This is a genomic window from Sorangium sp. So ce693 (assembly GCF_051521375.1).
Taxonomy (GTDB): domain Bacteria; phylum Myxococcota_A; class Polyangia; order Polyangiales; family Polyangiaceae; genus Sorangium; species Sorangium atrum.
Genome location: NZ_CP150347.1, coordinates 7,542,504 through 7,560,107 on the forward strand (window position 1 = coordinate 7,542,504; position 17,604 = coordinate 7,560,107).

Genomic DNA, 17,604 nt, shown 5'->3' on the forward strand with positions numbered 1-17,604 from the left:
CCGGCGCGCCGGCCGCGGCTCCGCCCTACCATGGCTCGGCTCGCTCGTGCGCCTCGACGTGACGCTCCGCGGCGCCACGCTGAGCGACGTGGGAAGTACTACGCTCGTTCCGAACCCTCTCTTCCTCGGTCGGCACCGGCCCTCAACGGCAACGCTACCGCGTGGGTGAACATTTCTTGATCAGGCGCTGTCGTGTTGTCATGTAAGGAAGCGATGAGCCAGACACGAGCGGTGGGCGTCACAACACTGGAGCCCGGTCGGCGGCGGATCGCGCGAGCGCGCCGAGGTCGCCCCGCGGCGCGCTTCTTTCTTGCGTCTCTTGCGCTCGCGGCGTGCGCGGGAGAGGAATCCATCGCTCCGGCGCCGCTCCCTGCGCCGGTACCGCTGCCAGCGCTCCGCGGCGCGCCGCCGCTGACGACCGCGCGCACCTGGGCGCCGCGCGCCGCGGTGGCCGATCCACCGGACAGGAACCCCGCTGTCCCGGCGGCGATCGAGCAGATGCTCGCGGAGGGCTACGGCGAGCTCGAGAGCGGGCCGGGGCAGCCGCTCGCCCCCGCGACGCTCGACGACACCCCTCCACCGCCGCGCGGCAAGCGGTCGAGGCTCCTGACGAGGTTCGTCCACCTCGCCGACACCCAGCTCGCAGACGACGAGTCGCCCGCCCGGCTGGCGCTCTTCGACTCGCCCGGCGTGTTCGCGTCGGCGTTCCGCCCGCAGGAAGGGCACGAGTGCCGGATCCTCAACGCCGCCGTCCGCACGATCAACGCGCTCCATCGGAGCACGCCGATCGACTTCGTCCTGCTCGGCGGCGACAACGCCGACAGCGCGCAGACGAACGAGATCGCGTGGTTCTCGGCCATCCTCGACGGCGCCGAGCGCGTCGAGTGCGACTCGGGCGCTGACGACGACCCCGTGCCAGGCCCCGACAACGATCCCAAGGATCCGTTCTTCGCCGAGGGGCTGCTCATGCCCTGGCGGTGGGTGACCGGCAACCACGATGTCCTGCACCAGGGGAACTTCCCGGTGCACACGCGCGCCGAGCTCGCGACGGGGAGCTGGTCGGACGGCGGGACGCGCGACTGGTCTCTCCCCGGCGCTCCGGTGATCACGGGCAACGTCGTCCCCGACCCGAGGAGAGCGCTCCTGAGCCGCCCCGATCTGCTCGATCGGGTCGCGGCGACCGGCGACGGGCACGGGATCGGGCCCGACGAGCGCGCTTACGGGAAAGCGTTCTACGAGTTCGACATCCAGGACACCCCCCTTCGCGTCATCGTGCTCGATACGGCCGCCGAGACGGGCGGGCCGAACGGCGTGATCCTCCAAGACGACGTCGATCGGTTCATCCGGCCCGCGCTCGACCGCGCGAAGCGCGAGCGCAGGTGGGTCATCCTCACGTCCCACCACGCCTCGCGCTCGCTCGGGGACGGCTCCTTCGCCGCGACGGGCACCCCCGCCGTGCCCGGCGCGATCGACGTCGAGGCGTGGCAGTCGCTCGTCGGCGGCTACGACAACGTCCTGCTCCACCTCGCCGGACACACCCACGTGCACCGGGTGACCCGGGTCTCTCCAGCCGGCGGGCACGCGTACTGGGAGCTCGAGACCTCCGCGCTCGCCGACTACCCCCATCAGGTCCGCGTCATCGAGATCTGGGACGAGGACGACGGCTTCGTCGCCATCCGGGGCGCCGCCCTCGACTACGCCGTCGACGACGATCCGATCGCCGCCGAAGGGCGCCGCCGGGCCATCGTGGACGTCACCTCCGGCTTCGGCGACGACGGCCGCGGAGAGCCCTCGTGGCGCAACGTCGAGCTCTGGATCGCGCGGCCTGACTGACCTCGCGCGCCGCGCGCCGGGGCCGCGGGCGCGCCGGCCCAGCCAGCCGGAGGCCCGCCGGGGAGGGATGCGCGACGGCGCCGCCGCGCGGCGGCCTCGCGCCGGCGACCTCAGCCGCCGCTCATCCGCCGTCGCGCAGCGGCACCGTCTCCCTCAGCTCGATCGACAGCGGGGGTCCGCCCCCGCTGCGGATCGCGGCGGCCATCGTGTGCCGCGCCGAGGGCTGGTAGAGCGCGAACTGCCAGGCCGAGCGATCATCGCCGAGCCGCGGATCGAACGAGATGCCGATCGCCGGCCCGTCGTCCAGGTGGAACGAGAACTGATCGAGCGGGATCGCGAGCCCCATCCCGCGCGCCTTGATGTACGACTCCTTGAGCGTCCAGTACTCGAAGAAGCGCGCGCGTTGCCTCTCCTGCGGCAGCGCGCGCAGCGCGCTCACCTCGCCTGGCGAGAAGAAGCGGTCGGCGATGTCCACCGCGCTGCTCGCGCGCTCGGTGTCCTCGACGTCGACGCCCACGTCGCGATCCAGCGCGACCAGGCAGGCGATCAGCCCCCGCGTGTTCGACAGGTTGAACCGGATCGGCGGCACCCCCGGAGGTCCGGCGATCTGCGGGCGGCCAAATTCGTTCCGGACGAACGACCACGCCTCGGGCGCGACGTTCGCGTACTTCGAGAGGACCGTGCGCACGAGGGCGCGGGTGAGCAGGTACTCGTGCCGGTTCTCGGCGAACAGGAAGCGCGCCTGCTGCGCCGCCTCGTCAGGCGCCATCAGCCGGTGGTACGCCGCGAGCAACGCCTCGTCGCGAGCTGCGTCGCAGAAGACGTACCAGAGGTGCGCGGCGCCGGGACCGATCGTGAGCATCTACATCCTCGGCGGAGCCGCCCCTGCAGGGCCCGGGAGGATCTCCCGCAGGCAGCTGTCGGCGCTGCGGTCGGCGGGCCGCTGGCGCGGGTAGCCGAACGACACCTCCTCGAAACGAACACCGTCGATCCAGTCGGTGCGGGGGATGTGGAGGTGCCCTGACACGACCACCCGCGCGCGGAACCGCGTGTGCCAGTCGTGGGTGCGGCGCGTCCCGCACCAGATCGAGAAGCGCGGGATGAGCCGCAACCGCACGAGCTCTTCGCGCAGCGGGAAGTGGTTGATGAGCACCGTGGGGCGCCCCCCGATCGCGGCGAGGCGGGCCTCCGTCGCGGCGAGGCGGGCCCGGCACCACTCGGGCCGGCTCGCGTAGGGGGCCGGGTCGAGCAGCTCCTCATCGCTGCAGAGGACGCCGCTCTCCATGGCCCACGCCACCGCGTCGCGCTCGGGAACGCCGTCCGGCCGGAAGCTGTAGTCGTAGAGCAGGAACATCGGCGCCAGCACGTGAGGTCCGCCCTCGCCGTCCCAGAGCACGTAGGGGTCTTCCGGCGTGAGCACGCCGCGGCTCCGACACAGCTCGACCAGCCGCTCGTACCGTGCCTGGCCGCGCGGACCGCCGCGCTCACTCGGCATCGTATAGAGCTCGTGGTTGCCCGGCGTCCACACGAGCCGCTTGAACCGCGGGCCCAGGGTCTCGAGGACGTAGATGAGGTGCTGCTCCGTCTCCCCGAGATCACCGGCGAGGATGAGCCAGTCGCTCGGCCGCGGCGTGATGCGCTCGATGGCCAACCGGTTCTCCGCATACCCGACGTGGAGATCGCTGAGTGCGAAGAGCTTCATCCGAATACCGCGCCGCCGGAGGCCGGGCCGGCACGCCGGCCGCAACCACCCACACCACGGCCGACGACGGGCGTCCACTGCCGAGCGCCGCCGCCGGGCGGAGCGGCGCCCGGCCAAGGCGACACTTCTCCCCCCATTTTGCGCCCGGTTCCGCGGCTCCTGGCGCGCCGCATTAAACTAGGGCTCCAATCCTTGTGCCACATGTGCTACGCGCGTGTGAAGTCAGCACCATGCCTCTGCCCCAACGACAAGGTCTTTACGATCCGGCTTTCGAACACGACGCATGCGGTCTCGGATTCGTCGCCACGCTCCGCCGTGAAGCGACGCACGAGGTCGTTTGCCAAGCGCTCGAGATCCTCGAAAATCTAACCCACCGCGGCGCCGCTGGCTGCGACCCCTGCACCGGCGATGGCGCGGGCGTCCTCCTCCAGATCCCGCACGAGCTGTACGCCACGTCCCTGGCCGCGCTTGGCATCGCGCTGCCTGCTCCCGGCGACTACGCCGTCGCGACGGCGTTCTTCTCCCAGCTCCCGTCGCGGCGCCGCCAGTGCGAGGCGATCCTCGAGGCCGCGGTCGTGCACCACGGACAGCGCGTCCTCGGCTGGCGCGACGTCCCCATCGACGACGCGGCGCTCGGCCCGATCGCGCGCGACTCGCGCCCCGCGATCCGCCAGCTCTTCATCGGCAGGGTCGCGCCTCGCCAGTCCTTCGAGCAGGTCCTCTATGCGATCCGCAAGCGCGCCGGCCGCGCCGCCAACGCCGACGACTTCTACATCACGTCCTGCTCGTCGCGGACGGTCGTCTACAAGGGCCTGATGCTCGCGGAGCAGGTCGCGGCGTTCTACCCCGATCTGTCCGACAAGCGCACCGTGTCGCGGCTCGCGATGGTGCACTCGCGCTTCTCCACGAACACCTTCCCCACGTGGGAGCGCGCGCACCCGTACCGGGTCATCGCGCACAACGGCGAGATCAACACCGTGCGCGGCAACACCGCGTGGATGTCGGCGCGCGAGGCGCTGCTGAAGAGCGATGTCTTCGCGAACGCGATCGAGGACTTCAAGCCGATCATCCGCCCGGGCGGCTCCGACTCGTCGGCGCTCGACAACGTGGTCGACTTCCTGCTCGCGAGCGGCCGCTCGCTGCCCCACGTGATGATGATGCTCGTGCCCGAGGCCTGGGCGCTCGACCCGGACATGTCGGCCGAGAAGAAGGCGTTCTACGAGTACCACGGCTGTCTGATCGAGCCGTGGGACGGCCCCGCGGCGCTGTGCTTCACGGACGGACGGCTGATCGGCGCGACGCTCGACCGGAACGGGCTGCGCCCCGCGAAGTACGTCGTGACGAGCGACGGGCTCGTCGTGCTCGCGAGCGAGTTCGGCGTGCTCGACATCGAGCCGGCGCGCGTCATCCAGAAGGGGCGCCTCCAGCCGGGCAAGATGTTCCTCGTCGACACGACCGAGGGCCGCGTCGTCAGCGACGACGAGATCAAGCGCCGCGTCGCGACGCAGAAGCCGTACGCGGCGTGGGTCGCCGAGAACAAGATCGATCTGCGCGCCCTCGAGGACGTGCCGAGCCTCTACACCATCCCGCACGCGGACCTCCGGGGCCTGCAGCAGGCGTTCGGCTACACCGAGGAGGACCTGCGGATGATCCTCGGGCCGATGGCCACCCTCGGCGAGGAGCCGGTGGGCTCGATGGGCATCGACATCCCGCTCGCCGTCCTCTCCGAGAAGCCCCAGCTGCTCTTCCGCTACTTCAAGCAGCTGTTCGCGCAGGTCACGAACCCGCCGATCGACCCGCTCCGCGAGGAGATCGTGATGTCGCTCGTGAGCTGCGTCGGCGGCGAGGGCAACCTCCTCGAGGAGACGCCCCGCCAGTGCCGGATGCTCGAGCTGCCGCACCCGATCCTCACGCAGGACGACCTGTCGAAGCTGCGGAAGAACGTCTTCCCCGACTTCCGCGCGGCCACGCTCCCCATGTACTTCCCGGTCGACGGCGACCCGGAGGACAACCTGCGCGCCGCGCTCGCGAAGCTCTGCAAGGACGCGAGCCGCGCGATCGCCGACGGCGCGAGCATCCTCATCCTCAGCGACCGCGGCATCGACGAGACGCTCGCCCCCATCCCGAGCCTGCTCGCGGTGGGCGCCGTGCACCACCACCTCATCAACGAGGGGGCGCGCACGCGCGCGGGCATCATCGTCGAGACCGGCGAGGCGCGCGAGGTCGGCCACATGGCGCTGCTCATCGGCTACGGCGCCGGCGCGGTGAACCCGTACCTCGCGTTCGAGTCGATCGCGGCGATGTGCCGCGACAAGACCCTCGGCGCCGATCTCTCGCCGACCGCGGCGGGCTCGCGGTACGTGAAGGGGCTCAAGAAGGGCATCCTGAAGATCATGTCGAAGATGGGGATCAGCGCGCTCTCCAGCTACCAGGGCGCGCAGATCTTCGAGGCGATCGGCATCGATCAGCTCGTCATCGACGCGTACTTCACCGGCACGGCGTCGCGCGTCCGCGGCGTCGGGCTGCGCGAGATCGCGGAGGAGGCGCTCGCGCGCCACCACGCGGCGTACGGCGAGCGGTCGCGCGCGCACCTCGACGTCGGCGGCCACCACCACTTCCGCGTGTCCGGCGAGCGGCACCTCTGGACGCCGCAGTCGATCGCCTCGCTCCAGCGGGCGGTCCGCCTCGACGACGCGAAGAGCTACGCCGAGTACGCCTCCGTCATCAACGAGCAGCAGGAGCACCCGATGTCGCTCCGCGGCCTGTGGGACTTCAGGCCCGCGGGCCCGCCGGTGCCGATCGAGGAGGTCGAGCCCGCCGCCTCGATCGTGAAGCGCTTCGCCACGGGCGCCATGTCCTTCGGGAGCATCTCGAAGGAGGCGCACGAGACCCTCGCGATCGCGATGAACCGCATCGGCGCGAGGTCGAACACCGGCGAGGGCGGTGAGGACCCGGTGCGCTTCCTGCGGCTGCCGAACGGCGACTCGAAGCGGAGCGCTGTGAAGCAGGTCGCGTCGGCGCGGTTCGGCGTCACGGCCGAGTACCTCGTGAACGCCGACGAGCTGCAGATCAAGATGGCGCAGGGGGCCAAGCCCGGCGAGGGCGGCCAGCTCCCGGGCCACAAGGTCGACGCGGTGATCGCGAAGGTGCGCCACTCGACGCCCGGCGTGACGCTGATCTCGCCGCCGCCGCACCACGACATCTACTCGATCGAGGACCTTGCGCAGCTCATCTTCGACCTGAAGAACATCAACTCGAAGGCGCGCATCAGCGTGAAGCTCGTCGCCGAGGCGGGCGTCGGCACCATCGCCGCGGGCGTCGTGAAGGCGCACGCCGACGTGGTGCTGATCAGCGGCGACTCGGGCGGCACCGGCGCCTCCCCGCTCACGTCGATCCACCACGCGGGCGTCGCGTGGGAGCTCGGCCTCGCCGAGGCGCACCAGGTGCTCGTGATGAACGGGCTCCGCGGCCGCGCCATCGTGCAGACCGACGGCAAGCTGATGACGGGCCGCGACGTCGCGTTCGCCGCGCTGCTCGGCGCCGAGGAGTTCGGCTTCTCGACGGCGCCGCTCGTGGCGACCGGCTGCATCATGATGCGCAAGTGCCACCTCAACACCTGCCCGGTCGGCATCGCCACGCAGGACCCCGAGCTCCGCAAGAAGTTCACGGGCGCGCCGGAGCACGTCATCAACTTCTTCTTCTACGTGGCCGAGGAGCTCCGGCAGATCATGGCGCGCCTGGGCTTCCGCACGCTGACCGAGATGGTCGGGCGCTCCGACTGCATCGTGCAGCGGAGCGCCGGGCTCCACCCGAAGGCGAGGAAGATCGACTGCTCCGAGGTGCTGTACCGCCCGAAGGAGGCGCTCACGAGCCCGACCCACTGCGTGGAGCTGCAGGACCACAAGCTCGACCGGGTGCTCGACCTCAAGCTGATCGAGAAGGCGCGCGCGACGATCGACGGCGGGCCGCCCGTCGTCATCGAGACCCGCGTGAAGAACTCGGATCGGACGCTCGGCGCGATGCTGAGCGGCGAGATCGCGCGCCGCCACGGCAGCGTCGGGCTCCCCGAGGACAGCATCGTGGTCAAGTGCGCCGGCAGCGCCGGCCAAAGCTTCGGCGCCTTCGCCTCCCGGGGCATGACGCTCGAGCTCGAAGGCGACGCGAACGACTACGTCGGCAAGGGCCTCTCGGGCGGCGTCGTCGCGGTGCGACCGCCGCGCGAGGCGCCGTTCCGGCCGGACGACCAGGTCATCGTGGGCAACGTCGTGCTGTACGGCGCGACGAACGGCCGCGCGTTCTTCAACGGCCGCGCCGGCGAGCGCTTCGCGGTCAGGAACAGCGGGGCCACCACCGTCGTCGAGGGCGTGGGCGACCACGGCTGCGAGTACATGACGGGCGGCACCGTGATCATCCTCGGCACCACCGGCCGCAACTTCGGGGCCGGCATGAGCGGCGGGCTCGCCTACGTCTTCGACGAGGACGCGCTCTTCGAGGCGCGCTGCAACAAGGAGATGGTGCAGCTCGAGACGATGACCGCGGCCGACGCCGAGTCGGTGCGGGCGCTGCTCGAGGAGCACGTGCGGCGCACGGGCAGCCGGAAGGCGATCGAGCTGCTCGATTCCTGGCAGGCCGTCCTGTCGAAGTTCGTGAAGGTCGTCCCGAGCGAGTACCGCCGCGCCCTGGAGGCCGCGGCGTCGCCCGCGACGAACGGAGCGGACGGGTCGGACAGGCTCGTGTCTCTCCTTTCTCCTTCCACCCCCTATGTTTCCACTGGACGTTACATCCCCGCCAACGCGGGTCCCCTGAGCACGGGAGAGAGGTCGGCCGCCCATGGGTAAGGTACGAGGCTTCCTCGAGATCCAGCGGGTCGAAATCAAGAAGCGGCCCGTCTCCGAGCGTTTGAACGACTGGCAGGAGTTCGAGCTCCCGGTCCCCGACGCCGAGCTGCGCGATCAGGCAGCGCGGTGCATGGACTGCGGCATCCCGTTCTGTCACGACGGATGTCCGCTCGGGAACCTGATCCCCGACTGGAACGATCACATGTTCCGCGAGCGCCTCCCCGAGGCGATCGCGTCGCTCGACGCGACGAACAACTTCCCCGAGTTCACCGGGCGCGTGTGCCCCGCCCCTTGCGAGGCGGGGTGCGTGCTGAACATCGAGGGCAAGCCGGTCACCATCAAGAACGTCGAGCGCGCCATCGCGGATCGCGCGTTCGACCGGAACCTGGTGGCGCCGGTCATCGCGAAGCAGCGCACGGGCAAGAAGGTCGCGGTGGTCGGCTCGGGGCCCGCCGGGCTCGCCGCTGCCCAGCAGCTGGCGCGCAAGGGCCACGACGTGACGCTCTTCGAGCGCGACGATCGCATCGGCGGCCTGCTCCGGTACGGCATCCCCGACTTCAAGATGGAGAAGCACCTCATCGATCGGCGCATGGAGCAGATGCAGGCCGAGGGGGTGACCTTCCGCACGGGCGTCCACGTCGGCGTCGACATCACCGGCGACGCCCTGCGCGAGCAGTACGACGCGGTCGTGCTGTGCGGCGGGGCGCGCCGGCCGCGCGACCTGCCGGTGCCCGGCCGGGACCTGAAGGGCGTCCATTTCGCGATGGATTTCCTGACCCAGCAGAACAAGCGGGTCGCCGGCGACGTGATCCCCGACAGCGAGGCGATCTTCGCGACGGACAAGCGGGTGGTCGTCATCGGCGGCGGCGACACCGGCTCCGACTGCGTCGGCACGAGCCACCGCCACCGCGCGGCGCACGTGACGCAGCTCGAGCTCCTCCCCCGCCCGCCCGAGCAGCGCTCGCTGACGAACCCGTGGCCCGCGTGGCCGCTCATCCTCCGCACCTCGTCCTCCCACGAGGAGGGCGGCGAGCGCGACTGGTCGGTGTCGACCACCGCGTTCCTCGGGGACGAGCACGGGCACGTCCGCGCGCTCCAGGCGACGCGGGTGAAGCTGGAAGGCGGGAAGTTCGTGCCGGTCCCGGGCAGCGAGTTCGAGATCCCGTGCGAGCTCGTCCTGCTCGCGATGGGCTTCGTCGGCTCGGAGCGCGAGGGGCTGATCGAGCAGCTCGGCGTCGAGATGGACCAGCGCGGCAACGTGAAGGCCCACGGCGGGCGCACCAGCGTGGAGGGCGTCTTCGCCGCCGGCGACATGTCGCGCGGCCAGAGCCTCGTCGTCTGGGCCATCGCCGAGGGGCGCAAGGCCGCGGACGCGGTCGACGCCTACCTGATGCAGCCGGCGAAGCGCCGGCTGGCGCTCGCGGCGGGCTAGAGCGCGATCGTGCGAGCGCTGGTCTGGGACGGAACGGCCGCGCGCGTCATCGACCGCGAGCCCCCCTCGACCACGGCCGGCATGGCCGTGGTCGAGGTGCGGTGCGCCGGGATCTGCAACACGGATCTCGAAATCATCAACGGTTACATGGGCTTCCGCGGCACGCTGGGGCACGAGTTCGTCGGCGACGTCGTGGAGGGCCCGGCCGCCTGGCTCGGCCGCCGCGTGGTGGGCGAGATCAACTTCGCGTGCGGCCGCTGCGAGCTCTGCGCGCGCGGGCTGGGCAGGCACTGCCCGACGCGCACCGTCATGGGCATCGTCGGCGCCGACGGCGCGCTGGCGGAGCGCGTCGCGGTGCCCGTGGCGAACCTCCACGCCGTGGCCGACGGGGTCGACGACGAGGAGGCGGTCTTCGCGGAGCCGCTCGCGGCGGCGTTCGCGATCCTGGAGCAGGTGCGTGTGTCGCCGGGCACGTCGGCGCTCGTGTTCGGCGACGGGAAGCTCGGCCTGCTCATTGCGCAGGTGCTCCACCAGGCTGGCGCCCGCGTCCTCGCTGTCGGCAAGCACGAAGAGAAGCTCGCCCTGCTGCGCGCGCAGGGCATCGCGACCCAGCTCGCTCGCCCGGAGCCCTCGGGCCAGGCCGGCGCCGGCGCCTCCCCGCCTCAGGGCGCCTGGGCCGGAGATCCGGCCGAGCTGGTGGTCGAGGCCACCGGCACCGCCGAGGGGTTCGTGAGGGCGGTCCGCGCGACCCGGCCCAGGGGCACGCTCGTGCTCAAGAGCACGGTGGCCGGGCTCTCCAGCGTCCACCTCGCGGAGCTCGTCATCAACGAGATCACCGTCGTCGGGTCGCGCTGCGGGCTGTTCGGGCCAGCGCTGCGCGCCCTCGAGGCCCGGACCGTCGACGTCCGCCCCCTCGTGTCGGCGCGACTCCCGCTGGAGCGCGCCGCGGAGGCGCTGGCGGCCGCGGCGGCGCCTGGCGCCCTCAAGGTGCTCGTCACCTGCTGAGCTCGGCGAGCTCGCCGCTCGCTGGCTGTCAGCGGCTCGTCCGGGTGGCCTGCGGCCATCGCGGCATGTCCGCCGAGCGGATTGCGTGAGAATTTCTCGCGGCTGGCCGGAATAGATCCTCCTAGGGAGCCGCAGGTCGCGGCCCCGATCAGGAGCTGCGATGACCGCGAAGGACAGCCCACACCACGACGACCGCCGAGAGGACGCGCACGATGAGGCCCGGCGAGCCAGGGAGAGCTGGGAGCAGCAACAGCTACGGGAGCTCGGCCTCGTCGGCATCGAAGAGGATGCGTCGACGTTTTGCCTTCATTGTCGCCGTGAGATGCTGGCGCAGCTCGCACGGGCCCAGGCGCGCGGCTCGGTGCTGTTCGAGCTCGTCAGGCGCGAAGGGCTGAGCCCTCTTCCGCTCCACGACCCCCGGTCCGCGGCCGAGGGCGGTCACACGGCGGGGTACCGGCGCGACCTCTGGGAGATCGCAATGCACAGGCGCCGCGCCCTGTGGATTTCCCTCGCAGGCCTCGCGATCGGCGCGCTGGTGCTCTGGGTGGCGCTCGTCCTCCTGAGGCGCTGAGAGCGAGGAGCCGCTCGCGTCCGGATGGGATCCGGACAGGGGAGCGGTTGTTGATCGAGCGGCGCAGATTCGTGCGTTAGGGGCTCACCTGCGCTGTTCGGCGCTCCTAGCGGCGGAACAGCCCGGACATGAACCGCGATGGCGGCGGGAGCTGCCGTGGACGCCACGCCGACGCGGCGACGAGGGACACGCCGTTGCGCATGAGCAGGATCGCGGGCTCGTCGCTCCGGACGTCGAACCCCTGGTTCAGGCGGAGCGCTCCGCGGACGAGCGACTCGTGCGGCGAGACGCGGAGCGGCTCGAAGCCGTTCATGCGGAGGCGGCGCTGCCAGGCGCCCCGGCGCTCGTGCCGCTCGACGCGCGCGGCCCCCTCGCCCACCACCACATTCATCACCTCCTGCCCGAAGAAGACCTGCTCGATGGTCTCCCGAGCGGCGATGTGCGGCGGGAGCAGCGCCTCGAGCGCCTGGAATACCGCATAGTAGTGGCCGATCGCCTCCGACAGCCGCGGGAGGAACTGGTGCGCGTTGTGCTCCACATCCGGCTCGACGAGCGTCAGCACGCGCGGCGACAGCGCGCGGATCCTCGTGAGGATGGTGTCGCGGTTCGCGGTGGCGTGCACCGAGGCATCCGGCACATGGTGCAATGCGAACGCCGCATTGACCGCAATGGGCGCCGTGGAGCGGGACGCGATACGGCTCCAGTCGACGCGCTCCACCGAGGACGCGACGCCGTGGAACTCGAAGGGGACCTTCAGCCGCTCCGCCCACCCCCCGATGAAGGCGCCCGCCCAGCGCAGCCGCTGCTCGGGATCGGGGCCCCGGCACGGCAGATCGATACCGGTCAGCCGGACCCGCGGCGGGCCGCCGGGCCGCGTCGCCAGCCGGTGTAGCAGGAATGGCCACTGCGTACCGCCGCCAACGCCGATGTCGATGACATGGATCTCCCCCTCGTCCTGGAACGCCTCGACGATGGCCGCGTTCGCGCTGAGGTAGCCGAACCGGATGAGCGGCGTCGCGTGCACGAGCAGCTGAAACGCCGCGAGCATGTCCCGCGGCCCGGCGCTGCGCAGGTACAGATTCCCATCGCCGGAGCGATCTCCGTCCAGGCGGGCGAGCAGCGCCCTGCCAAATACGCCAGAAATGCGCTCGGACGCGTCCCCCGTATCGGGTTCGGCCCGCAGGATGCCCTCGATGAGGGCCCTCGCGCGCTCGCCATCCCCCGCGTCGATCGCCTCGCCCGCCGCGAGGAGGCGGCTCAGGAACGGGCGGCGACGCGAGTGGGTTTGGCGGGTTCCCGAGCTCGGCTGCTGCCCTGGGCTGGACGCGGTCGAGCTGGTGGGCCCCTCGATGTGCGCTCGTAGGCTAAGAGGCGCCTCTTCGGCCGATACTACGTGTCTACGGATCGCGTTCATGGTGTCCAGGGCTGTTCAACCAGGCAGCCCGCCGTCCTGGCTGGGCTCTCCGCAGGCGGCCGATTTCAGGCGCGAACGCATGACGTCGACCACCTCGCAGGAGCCAGGGGTTTCAATGTTTGCAGATGTCGCTGAGGGAGAGCCCGACGGCGAGCAGGGAGCAGGCGCTCGGCGGCCGCGCGCCCGCGGCAAGGCCGCGAAGCGCAGCGCCCGCCCGTGACGCGACGGGGCCTGAGCTCGCACGGAGACCCGAGAGGCAACTCTCTGTACATCGATGAAGCCGCCCGCCCGGTCAAGTCCAAGATCGTCATTGTGCGTCGCGCGCCCGTCCTCGTGTTCCGCGCGACGTCCGAGCCTGTCTTCTGGCGACAGACGTAGGCATTCGTAGGCGTCCCGCGAGGCGAGCGTGATCGCGCCGCAGGCGGAAGCCCGGCCGGCCCCGGCGCGCGCGGATCGCGCGGAGCGCGGCCTCGATGACGCAGGCCGCGCGCGACGCACGGGCCCGCGGGACACTTCACTGGTGGTCTCTTCAGGGCGCATCGTGGGCTCCGACCTGGCGAGCACGCGCCGGACTCGTCGAGTGGACCGTGGTCGTGACAGCACCTCGCTGGGGACGGGGCTTACACACCACATTACAACCCGCATAATCAGCTCTGTAAAGTCCCTATACATGGGCGCTCGGTCGATCGATCCCACGTTGCGTCGCCAGATGGAGGCAACCCTGCGACGATCGGGCGCTCCTTCGCCCGAGAAACAGCGCCGCGAGGGCCTTCAGGCCTTCGTAAGGAGCAGAGCGTTTGCTGGAGGTGATGTACGGAACGACCGCCCCCTCGGGCTCAGCAGCCTACGCCGGGAGTGACTTCGTCATCGCAACGCAGCCGGGTGACGAGCGCTCTCCAGCGACGCGGCGGCACCATTGACGCACTCCTGCACCTGTGCATGCGACGGCGGGCGCCAGCGGTTCAGTCGTTATCGGACAGGTCGCTTCCCTCGGCGAAGTGGGAGCGATCGACGCCATTCTTCTCGAGCCAGCGTCGAATTCGATTCCTGTGCACTCCGAGCCTGATGGCGGCGCGAGACACATTGCCTCGCTCGAGGCGAAGCGCCTCGGCGATCTCATCTTCGGGCGGCGCCTGTCCTGCGCGCGCCGGTCGAACATCGCTCGCCGTCGGCCGGGCGTGCGGCTCGAGCGCCTCCGGGCTCAGCCCGACGCCGGCGAGCGGGTCCAGATCCTTGGCCTCGACCGTGCGCCGCCCCTCGTCGAGCGCGCGCGTCACGGCGCGCCGCGCCTCGCCGACGAACTCGCGCAGATTCCCCGGCCAGCGGCGCATCGCACACGCGATGATCATTGAATGGTGAATCGTCGGCGACCCGCTCTGAGCGGCCGCGCCGACCGCCTTTGCGCATTGCGCGAGCAGCCACGGGATCTCCTCGGTCCGCTCGCGGAGGGGCGGGAGCCGGACCTCGGGCCGGCCGATACGGTAGTAGAGATCATCCCGGAAGCGGCCCTGGGCGACGCGGGCGCGGAGGTCGTGTGTCGCCGCGCAGATCCGGATCTGCACCGGGCGAGGCGCGACCGCGCCGAGCTCGAGGACCTGCCGGGTGTCGATCGTCCGCAGCAGCTTCGCCTGGACCGCCGCGTCGAGCTCCGCCACCTCGTCGAGGAAGAGCGTGCCTCCGTGGGCGGCCTGCACATAGCCGTCGGTGTCGTGCGTCGCGCCGGAGTAAGCGCCGCGCCTGGCGCCGAAGAGGAGCCGCTCCGCCAGGCCCTCCGGGATGGCCGCGCAGTTGACGGCGACGAACGGGCCGCGCGCCTGCGGCCCCGCCTCGTGGTAGGCGCGCGCCGCGAGCTCCTTGCCCGTGCCGCTCTCGCCCGTCACGAGGAGGCTGTCTCCCGCGGCCGCGGCGCGGATGATCGTGTCGTAAATCAGCTGCAGCCTCGGCCCGAGGACGCTCTCTTTCTCGACGCGCACGCCCCCGCGCGCGAAGCTCCGGATGTCGCTGAGCGCGAGGAACACCGACGTCCCCGCGCCGACGACCTGGATCGCGTCCCTCCGCACCTCGCCGCGGATCGGCTCGCCGTTGACCGACGTCCCGTTGGTGCTGCCGAGGTCCTCCACGGTCCAAGCGCCGCCGTCGTACGCGATGCGGGCGTGTCGTCGCGACATGAGCGAGTCGTCCATGAGGGGCACGCCGCCGACGCCTCCGCGACCCACCACCACGGAGCCACGATCCAGCGGGATCGGAGCGCAGCGCGGCTGATCCCCCGAGAAGATCAGGACGATGCCGGGAACGGGCTCGGCGACCGAGGGCTCCGGTGAAACCGAGACGCGGACGGTGGAGTGGTCCATCGGGCACAATCTTACCCGTTGAAGAACCTGGCCGGCCAGTGGCCGGCCATCCCAACGGCCTGCGAACGCTCTCTGGGCAGAACTCCCAGCAAATCCATGTCGCCCCGTTCGCCAGGTTCGGCACAAGTTGTGCTTGTTCCCTCGGCATGGTGGCCTCTGCAAGAGCTCGCATCCATCGGGACCGGGGGTCCGCCCTCGAGGTGAACATGGGATCCGGCCGCAACATCGAGGAGGCGAGCCGCCGCTCGTCCCGGCGTCTGCACACATCCCGCACCCTGCCGAGCCTCCCCTCCCACCCTGGTCTCCAGAGCATCAGCGGCCTCCGCGGCGCGCTCGAGTTCCTGGAGTGGCCGGCGTCCGAGTGGACGCCCAAGGACCTCCAGGACTGGTTCGTGGACCACCTGGTGACCCCGGGCCTGATGAAGCGCCCCCAGATCGTGCGCGAGCCCGGCGCGACGCCCGTCATGCTCGATCCCCGGGCCGACGGCAGCAGCAACCTCGAGGAGCTCATCCACAAGGCCCGCGGGCGCGTCATCACGGCCCTGCGGGGGCTGATCGCGCCCGTCGCCGACGATCGATTCCTGAACGCGGCGATCTACGGGGGCAGGGTCCGCCGGGCGGCGGTCGGCGGCCGTCCCGTCTGGGTCGCCTCGCCGCGCGAGATCGACTTCCTCGGTGACATTGTGCTCAGCTTGCTCGCCGCCGACATCCTGCTCGACCGGGAGTTCTATCGCGCACACCTGTGCATCTGCGAGGTGTGCGGAAGGGTGTCATTCAAGGAGACCGCGGACGCGCGAGGCGTATGCAGCGAGCATCGGAGCAGTGTGTCCGGGTTTACGCCGCGGGTGCGCTGAGCGCCTGCGGCGGAGCCGTGATGCTCGTGACGATAAAGGCCGGCTGAAGAGCCGGCCTTCGTCATTTCTCTCGCCACGGATCCGGTCCGCCCACCGCGTCGCGGAGGGCCGGCGCGGACGGCGCGGCGTCAGTTCGCGTCGAACGAGACCCAGGCGCCCGTCGCCCAGGTGTCATCGGCCTTGAAGGCGCCGATGTACTTCGCCTCCGGGTCGAAGAAGCCGTCATCCGGCGGGGTCGCCGCGTTCTCGGTGAGCGTGGCCTCGGGCCGGAAGTCGGGCGTGGCGGCGAAGCAGTCGGCGAGCCCAGGATCATCGGTGCTGTTGGTCGCCTCGTCCCCGAACCACGCGACCTCGTCCGCGCCAGCGTCGTCGTCGTCGTCGAGCTTCGACTCGGTCGCCGCCTCGGTATCCGTCTCTTCGTAGGCGATGTTCTCCTCGATGTTGCCGAAGAAGATCGAGCTCGCGAGCTCGACCTCGGTGAGCTCGTTACGCAGATCCACCCCCGCCTCGAAGCCGGTCACGATGGTGTTGAAGATGTGGGCCTTCGTCGAGCGGCGGAGCAGCATGCCGTACTGCTGCTTGTCGACCTCCTTGTTCTTGCCGCACAGGGTCGCGTTGTAGATCGTCGGCTCGCTGAGGGGCATGTTGGCCGACGAATCGGCGTCGTTGTCGCCCTCGAAGCCGTTCGTCTCGTCGGCGACGGACGGGTCCTGCTGGAGCGCGAGGAACTGGAGCTTGCCGGTGTAGCCGAGATCCCAGTCGAAGCCGTCGTCGCCGTTCTGCGCGCAGATGAGGTGCTTCGCGTTGACGGTGCCGCCGAAGAACTCGAAGCAATCGTCGAGCGTGTGGTGCACCATCACGTGATCGACGGTCGTCCCGGAGCCGACGCCGGCGAAGGTGAGGCCGTTGACCTCGTTGTCCTGAGAGAGGAGGATCCCGCTGTACTCGATGCGCACGTACTCGAGGACACCGCTGTTGTCCGCGGGCTTGTCGCCGCCGTACTCCGTGCCTTCCCCGGTGATGCCCTCGACGTTGGCCTTGCCGCCTTCCACGTTGACGGGCGCCTCGCCGAGCAGGATGACGCCGCCCCAGTCGCCGGCGGCGCGATCGCCCGCCTCGCCCTGGCTCGTGAACACGATGGGCTTGCTCGCCGTGCCCTTGGCGTTGATCTTGGCGCCGGGCTTCACGACGAGCGTGGCGAGGCTCACCTTCTCGCCCATGATCTTCGTGCCGGGCTCGATGGTCAGGGTCGCGCCGCGCTCGACAAAGATGATCCCCTTCATGAGGTAGCACTTGTCGGCGGTCCACTTCGTGCTGGCGGTGATCGCCTCGCTGACCTCCACCGGGGAGGAGCAATCGGCGCTGACGTCGCCACCACCACCACCACCGCCGTCGCCACCGCCGCCATCACCGCCGCCGCCACCGTCACCGCCGCTAGCGGAGCTGCTCGCGGACGAGGTGCTGGTCGAGGACGGGGAGATCGAGTCGTCATCGCCGCACGCGGCGAACGCCGCCACGGACAGCGCCGAGGCGCAAACCAAGCCCAATTTGAATGTACGCAATTTATTCTACCTCCTGCCCCAACATGGCGCATGTAGGAAAAC

General features: G+C 70.7%; 11 protein-coding genes. 6 read left to right on the plus strand and 5 right to left on the minus strand.

The annotated features are described in order from the left end of the window. Positions 1–213: 213 nt before the first annotated feature. Complete coding sequence (locus WMF14_RS28075) at positions 214–1,833, plus strand: metallophosphoesterase (RefSeq protein WP_437790919.1); 1,620 nt, start codon at positions 214–216, stop codon at positions 1,831–1,833. Between the two features lie 121 nt (positions 1,834–1,954). Here WMF14_RS28075 and WMF14_RS28080 read toward each other — a convergent pair whose 3' ends face one another. After that, positions 1,955–2,695, minus strand: coding sequence for a 4'-phosphopantetheinyl transferase family protein (locus tag WMF14_RS28080; protein ID WP_272093976.1), 741 nt, complete (start codon positions 2,693–2,695; stop codon positions 1,955–1,957). After that, positions 2,696–3,535: a metallophosphoesterase family protein gene (locus WMF14_RS28085; protein WP_437790921.1), complete on the minus strand. Its 840-nt coding sequence runs from the start codon at positions 3,533–3,535 to the stop codon at positions 2,696–2,698. A 230-nt stretch (positions 3,536–3,765) separates the two neighbouring features. On the opposite strand from WMF14_RS28085, the gene gltB reads away from it, so the two are divergent. The 4 genes from gltB to WMF14_RS28105 all read left to right on the plus strand — a co-directional run bounded on the left by gltB (position 3,766) and on the right by WMF14_RS28105 (position 11,381). Continuing rightward, on the plus strand, positions 3,766–8,373 hold the full coding sequence (gene gltB, locus WMF14_RS28090) for a glutamate synthase large subunit (RefSeq protein WP_272093978.1): 4,608 nt from the start codon (positions 3,766–3,768) through the stop codon (positions 8,371–8,373). Then, positions 8,366–9,805: a glutamate synthase subunit beta gene (locus WMF14_RS28095; protein ID WP_437790923.1), complete on the plus strand. Its 1,440-nt coding sequence runs from the start codon at positions 8,366–8,368 to the stop codon at positions 9,803–9,805. The genes gltB and WMF14_RS28095 overlap by 8 nt, the downstream gene beginning before the upstream one ends. A 9-nt stretch (positions 9,806–9,814) precedes the next feature. After that, on the plus strand, positions 9,815–10,810 hold the full coding sequence (locus tag WMF14_RS28100) for an MDR/zinc-dependent alcohol dehydrogenase-like family protein (protein WP_437790925.1): 996 nt from the start codon (positions 9,815–9,817) through the stop codon (positions 10,808–10,810). A 160-nt stretch (positions 10,811–10,970) separates the two neighbouring features. After that, complete coding sequence (locus WMF14_RS28105) at positions 10,971–11,381, plus strand: hypothetical protein (RefSeq protein ID WP_437790927.1); 411 nt, start codon at positions 10,971–10,973, stop codon at positions 11,379–11,381. A 106-nt stretch (positions 11,382–11,487) separates the two neighbouring features. Here the strand turns inward: WMF14_RS28105 and WMF14_RS28110 are convergent, their stop codons facing one another. Further along, complete coding sequence (locus tag WMF14_RS28110; RefSeq protein ID WP_272093982.1) at positions 11,488–12,795, minus strand: GRAS family protein; 1,308 nt, start codon at positions 12,793–12,795, stop codon at positions 11,488–11,490. Positions 12,796–13,757: 962 nt separating this feature from the next. Further along, entirely contained in the window at positions 13,758–15,146 is a 1,389-nt protein-coding gene (locus WMF14_RS28115) for a sigma 54-interacting transcriptional regulator (RefSeq protein ID WP_272093983.1), read from the minus strand. A 206-nt stretch (positions 15,147–15,352) separates the two neighbouring features. Here WMF14_RS28115 and WMF14_RS28120 point away from each other — a divergent pair, with 206 nt between their 5' ends. Next, on the plus strand, positions 15,353–16,000 hold the full coding sequence (locus WMF14_RS28120) for a hypothetical protein (RefSeq protein WP_272093984.1): 648 nt from the start codon (positions 15,353–15,355) through the stop codon (positions 15,998–16,000). Positions 16,001–16,128: 128 nt separating this feature from the next. Here the strand turns inward: WMF14_RS28120 and WMF14_RS28125 are convergent, their stop codons facing one another. Continuing rightward, positions 16,129–17,541, minus strand: coding sequence for a hypothetical protein (locus WMF14_RS28125; protein WP_437790930.1), 1,413 nt, complete (start codon positions 17,539–17,541; stop codon positions 16,129–16,131). Between the last annotated feature and the right edge of the window lie 63 nt (positions 17,542–17,604).

Excerpts from the sequence above, each read along its gene's own strand:
- WMF14_RS28095 (WP_437790923.1), top strand. The coding sequence starts at position 8,366 with ATGGGTAAGGTACGAGGCTTCCTCGAGATCCAGCGGGTCGAAATCAAG.
- gltB (WP_272093978.1), top strand. The coding sequence starts at position 3,766 with ATGCCTCTGCCCCAACGACAAGGTCTTTACGATCCGGCTTTCGAACAC.
- WMF14_RS28110 (WP_272093982.1), bottom strand. The coding sequence starts at position 12,795 with ATGAACGCGATCCGTAGACACGTAGTATCGGCCGAAGAGGCGCCTCTT.
- WMF14_RS28115 (WP_272093983.1), bottom strand. The coding sequence starts at position 15,146 with ATGGACCACTCCACCGTCCGCGTCTCGGTTTCACCGGAGCCCTCGGTC.
- WMF14_RS28120 (WP_272093984.1), top strand. The coding sequence starts at position 15,353 with ATGGGATCCGGCCGCAACATCGAGGAGGCGAGCCGCCGCTCGTCCCGG.
- WMF14_RS28085 (WP_437790921.1), bottom strand. The coding sequence starts at position 3,535 with ATGAAGCTCTTCGCACTCAGCGATCTCCACGTCGGGTATGCGGAGAAC.
- WMF14_RS28105 (WP_437790927.1), top strand. The coding sequence starts at position 10,971 with ATGACCGCGAAGGACAGCCCACACCACGACGACCGCCGAGAGGACGCG.
- WMF14_RS28075 (WP_437790919.1), top strand. The coding sequence starts at position 214 with ATGAGCCAGACACGAGCGGTGGGCGTCACAACACTGGAGCCCGGTCGG.
- WMF14_RS28080 (WP_272093976.1), bottom strand. The coding sequence starts at position 2,695 with ATGCTCACGATCGGTCCCGGCGCCGCGCACCTCTGGTACGTCTTCTGC.